Source organism: Nonomuraea sp. NPDC049695 (assembly GCF_040674955.1).
In the GTDB taxonomy this organism is placed as follows: Bacteria; Actinomycetota; Actinomycetes; order Streptosporangiales; family Streptosporangiaceae; genus Nonomuraea; species Nonomuraea helvata.
In genome coordinates this window covers 1-4,848 of sequence record NZ_JBFANV010000195.1, presented here as the reverse complement: position 1 = coordinate 4,848, position 4,848 = coordinate 1, and the positions used below count along the sequence as shown (strand labels likewise).

The 4,848-nt window shown below is 69.1% G+C and carries 4 protein-coding genes; 3 read left to right on the top strand and 1 reads right to left on the bottom strand.

Annotated features, from left to right (window positions below; all coding sequences use genetic code 11):
• The 3 genes from AB0J64_RS56795 to AB0J64_RS56785 all read left to right on the top strand — a co-directional run.
• Window positions 1-265: ricin-type beta-trefoil lectin domain protein (locus tag AB0J64_RS56795; RefSeq protein WP_364047004.1), on the top strand; the 265-nt coding region annotated here is incomplete at its 5' end.
• 208 nt (window positions 266-473) lie between these two features.
• Window positions 474-3,257 (top strand): glycoside hydrolase N-terminal domain-containing protein, encoded by a 2,784-nt coding sequence (locus tag AB0J64_RS56790; protein WP_364047001.1) that lies wholly within the window; start codon window positions 474-476, stop codon window positions 3,255-3,257.
• A 54-nt stretch (window positions 3,258-3,311) separates the two neighbouring features.
• Window positions 3,312-4,043: an APH(3') family aminoglycoside O-phosphotransferase gene (locus AB0J64_RS56785; RefSeq protein ID WP_364046998.1), complete on the top strand. Its 732-nt coding sequence runs from the start codon at window positions 3,312-3,314 to the stop codon at window positions 4,041-4,043.
• A gap of 108 nt (window positions 4,044-4,151) precedes the next feature.
• Here the strand turns inward: AB0J64_RS56785 and AB0J64_RS56780 are convergent.
• Window positions 4,152-4,848, bottom strand: a 697-nt coding sequence (locus AB0J64_RS56780; protein WP_364046995.1) for a ricin-type beta-trefoil lectin domain protein, incomplete at its 5' end; no start/stop codon positions are given.

The following is a 4,848-nucleotide window of genomic DNA, read 5'->3' as shown; positions in this document are numbered from 1 at the left end:
CTCGACCGACTCCGGTGAGCTGCGGGTCTACGGCGGCAAGTGCCTGGACGTGAACGGGGCCGGGACGGCGGACGGCACCGCCGTGATCATCTGGGACTGCAACGGCCAGAGCAACCAGAAATGGCGCATCAACGCCGACGGCAGCATCACCGCGGTCGGAGCCAACAAGTGCCTGGACGTCTCCGGGTACGGCACCGCCAACGGCACCAAGGTGCAGATCTGGACCTGCCACGGCGGCACCAACCAGCAATGGACCCGCGTCTGACAGCCCCATAACCGCTGATCACGTGCCATCGCCGGGGCGAGTCATCGCCCCGGCGATGGCCACAAGCGCGTACACGCTGCAGTGCTCGTGCTCGTACGCGACGGAGGCCGTCCGCCCGCAACCCCCATGGGTTTGGAGAATCGAAATGGCTGATTTATCGCGAAGACAAGTGCTGAGATTCGGCGCGGCTGGAGCTGGAGCCGCGCTGTTGCCGTTGCCATGGACGGCCGCGGCCCGCGCCGCCTCGATAGCGCCTCCGGAGGTGCGCGCCGCGAACGACCTGGCCTTGTGGTACGACGAGAGCGCCGGCACGGAGTGGCTGCGCGCTCTTCCGATCGGCAACGGCCGCCTGGGCGCCATGGTGTTCGGCAACGTCGACACCGAACGGCTGCAGCTCAACGAGGACACCATCTGGGCCGGCGGGCCGTACGACCAGAGCAATCCGAAGGGTGCGGCGGCGCTGGGGCAGATCCGGCAGCTGGTCTTCCAGAACCAGTGGAGCCAGGCCCAGACCCTGGTCGACCAGAACATGCTGGGCAACCCTTCGGCCCAGCTGGCGTACCAGCCCGTGGGCGATCTACGGCTCACTTTCGGCAGCGCCGCCGGGGTGTCGGAGTACAACCGTCTCCTGGACCTGACCACGGCCTCCACGACGGTGACGTACCTGCAGAACGGCGTGCGGTACCGGCGCGAGGTGCTCGCGAGCGCGCCGGATCAGGTGATCGCCGTCCGCCTGACCGCCGACAAGCCCGGCTCGATCACGTTCTCCGCGACGTTCGACAGCCCGCAGCGGACGACACGCTCCAGCCCGGACGGCACGACGGTCGCGCTCGACGGCATCTCCGGCGACCAGAGGGGCCTGGCGGGCAAGGTCAGGTTCCTGGCACTGGCCCGGGCCGTCGCCGAAGGCGGCAGTGTCAGCAGCTCCGGCGGCACCCTGCAGGTGCGGTCCGCCAACAGCGTGACGGTGCTGATCTCCATCGGCTCCGGCTACGTGAACTACAAGGACGTCAGCGGCGACTATCAGGGCATCGCGCGACGCCATCTCGACGCCGCCGTCACCAGGACCTACGACGACCTGCGCGGCCGGCACGTCGCCGACTACCAGCGGCTGTTCGGGCGCACGACGCTCGACCTCGGCCGCACCGCGGCGGCCGACCAGCCGACCGACGTACGGATCGCGCAGCACGCCGGCAGCAACGACCCGCAGTTCTCGGCGCTGCTCTTCCAGTACGGCCGCTACCTGCTGATCTCCTCCTCGCGTCCGGGCACCCAGCCCGCCAACCTGCAGGGCATCTGGAACGACTCCCTGACCCCGTCCTGGGACTCGAAGTACACCCTCAACGCCAACCTGCCCATGAACTACTGGCCGACCGACACGACCAACCTGTCGGAGTGCTACGAGCCGGTGTTCAAGATGATCAACGACCTCACGGTCAGCGGCGCCCGCACGGCCCGGGTGCAGTACAACGCCGGTGGCTGGGTGACCCACCACAACACCGACGGCTGGCGGGGCAGCTCGGTCGTCGACGGCGCCACCTGGGGCATGTGGCAGACCGGCGGCGCATGGCTGGCCACCATGATCTGGGACCACTACCTCTTCACCGGCGACCTCGACTTCCTCCGGCAGTACTACCCGGCCATGAAGGGGGCCGCGCAGTTCTTCCTGGAGACGCTCGTGGAAGAACCGACCCTCAAATATCTGGTCACGAACCCGTCGAACTCGCCGGAACTGACCCACCACGCCGGCGTCAGCGTGTGTGCCGGACCCACGATGGACAACCAGATCCTGCGGGACCTGTTCAACGGCTGCGCCAAGGCGAGCGAGCTGCTGGGCACGGACGCGACCTTCCGGGCGCAGGTCCTGGCCGCCCGCGACCGGCTCCCGCCGATGCGGGTCGGCTCACGCGGCAACATCCAGGAGTGGCTGTACGACTGGGTCGAGACCGAGCAGAACCACCGGCACATCTCCCACCTCTACGGCCTGCACCCCAGCAACCAGATCACCAAGCGCGGCACCCCCGCGCTGTACACCGCCGCGCGGCGGACCCTCGAACTGCGCGGTGACGACGGCACGGGGTGGTCGCTGGCCTGGAAGATCAACTACTGGGCGCGGATGGAAGAGGGCACGCGGGCGCACGACCTGATCCGCGCCCTCGTGACCACGGCCCGGCTCGCGCCGAACATGTTCGACCTGCACCCGCCGTTCCAGATCGACGGCAACTTCGGCGCGACGTCCGGCATCGCCGAGATGCTGCTGCAGAGCCAGAACGGCGAGCTGCACGTGCTGCCGGCGCTGCCGGCGGCCTGGCCGAGCGGGAAGGTGCAGGGTCTTCGGGGGCGCGGCGGCTACACCGTGGATGCCACGTGGAGCTCCGGCGGGGCCACCGAGATCCTCATCAGGTTCGACCGTGACGGGACGGTCAACGTGCGCAGCCGGATCTTCGCCGGAACCTACCAGGTGGTCGACACCACGACCGGCGACACGGTCAGCGTCACCAAACCCGAGAACGACGTCATCGGACTGACCGGCCAGGCCGGTCGTACGTACCGCATGACCGGGTCCGGCCCCGCGCCGGCGAGCTACGTGCGGATCACCAACGCGACCACCGGCCTGGCGCTGGACAGCGGCGGGAATGTCGCCTCCGGGGCGAACCTCAAGCAGTGGAACTGGGACGGCAGCACCAACCTGCAGTGGCAGCTCGTGGACCTCGGCGGCGGGTGGTACCGCATCGTCAACCGCACCAACGGCATGGTCGCCGACAGCTGGGGCAACACCGCCAACGGCGCCGCCGCCAGGCAGGCGGCCTGGACCGGCGGCAACAACCAGCAGTGGCGCCTCAACAGCACGGGCAACGGCCGCTACCAGATCATCAACCGCGGCACCGGCACGGCCCTCGACGGCATGGGCAGCAGCACCGCCGGCTCCACCGTGGCCATGTGGACGCCGAACAGCAGCACCAACAACCAGTGGACTGTTACGGAGGTGTGAAACCCGGTTCGTGAACCCGTTCGGCACCCGGCGGATCTGGTTATGATCACCCGCATGCACGTCAGCGACCGCATCGCGACTCTGCTGGGCGAGGACGCCGTCTGGTCCGACGGGCACGAGGGGATGAGCGGCCACGTCATGCGCGTGACGAGCGCCTCTGGCGTGTTCTACGTCAAGCAGGGCCCGGTCGCGGCCGCGGAACATGAGCGGCTGCGCTGGCTCAAGCGCTGGGCGAGAGTGCCCGACGTCGTCGCCTTCGACGGCGACACGCTGGTGCTCGCCGATGTGGCCGCTCCCAGCCTCGAGAGCGCCGCGCCGCCGAACATCGGCACGATCATGGGCCAGGTCCTGAGCGACCTGCACGCCATCACGATCGGCGAATGCCCGTTCGACGAACGACTCGACGTCCGCCTCGCCCGCGCCGCCGAGCGCGTCCGCGCCGGGCTCGTCGATCCGGACGACTTCGACGACGACCACCGCGGCCTGTCTCCGCGACAGGTCCACGACCGGTTGATCGCCGAGCGCCCCGCCGTCGAGGACCTCGTGGTCGCCCACGGCGACTACACGCCGGGTAATGTGCTGCTCCCCCAGGACGGCGATCCTGTGGTGATTGACGTGGGGGGTCTCGGAGTGGCCGACCGATACCTCGATCTGGCCATCGCCGTACGAGATCTGGGCGACGACTTCGGCCCGGCGGCCGTCGACGACTTCTTCGCCGCCTACGGACTGGACACACTCGACGAGCAGCGGCTCCACTACTTCCGCCTGCTCGACGAGATGTTCTGACTCCACCGGCCAGACCCTCCGGTGCGGCGCAGTACGCCGCACCGGAGGGATCAGGTGGTGAGGCCGGTCAGGGCCGATGGTCTTCTTGCTGTGACAGCGGGTGCGACCTCAGGAACGGGTCCACTTCTGGTTGTCGCCGCCCCAGCAGTCGTACAGCTGGATCTGGGTGCCGTTGGCGGTGGCTGCGCCGACGGCGTCCAGGCACCGTCCGGACTGTACGCCGACGATGGTTCCGTCGGAGTTGACGCGCCATTTCTGGTTGTCGCCACCCCAGCAGCTGTAGATCTGCACCTTCGCGCCGTTCCCGGTGCCAGCGGCGTCCAGGCACTTGTTGCCGTAGACCTGGAGCTCACCCGCGGAGGTCGAGCTCCACTGCTGGTTGGTCTGGCCGTTGCAGTCCCACAGTTGGACGGCGGTGCCGTCGGTGGTGGCGGCGTTCGGCACGTCCAGGCAGCGGCCGGAGGCGGCACCCTTGACCTGCCCGCTGCCGTCGGGCGGGGTCGGGGTCACTGTGGGCGTGGGCGTGGGGTTGGGGTTGGGGTCAGCGGCGTTGAGGGCGTTGAGGACGGAGGTGTAGGCGGGCTTCTTGTTGCCGTTGCCGTCGAACAGCAGCGGAGTGTCGCCCGAGCGCCAGGAGTCGCTGTCGCGTACGCCCCAGGTGGTGATGCCGGCGCAACGGGCCACGGCCAGGCAGTCGTTCACCACGGCGGAGCCCGACTCCAGCGCGTCGGCGTGGAAGTGCCGCACGACCGCCGGGAGCGCGACGTTGAGCGTGCTGCCGGCGATGCCGATGAGGACGAGCCCC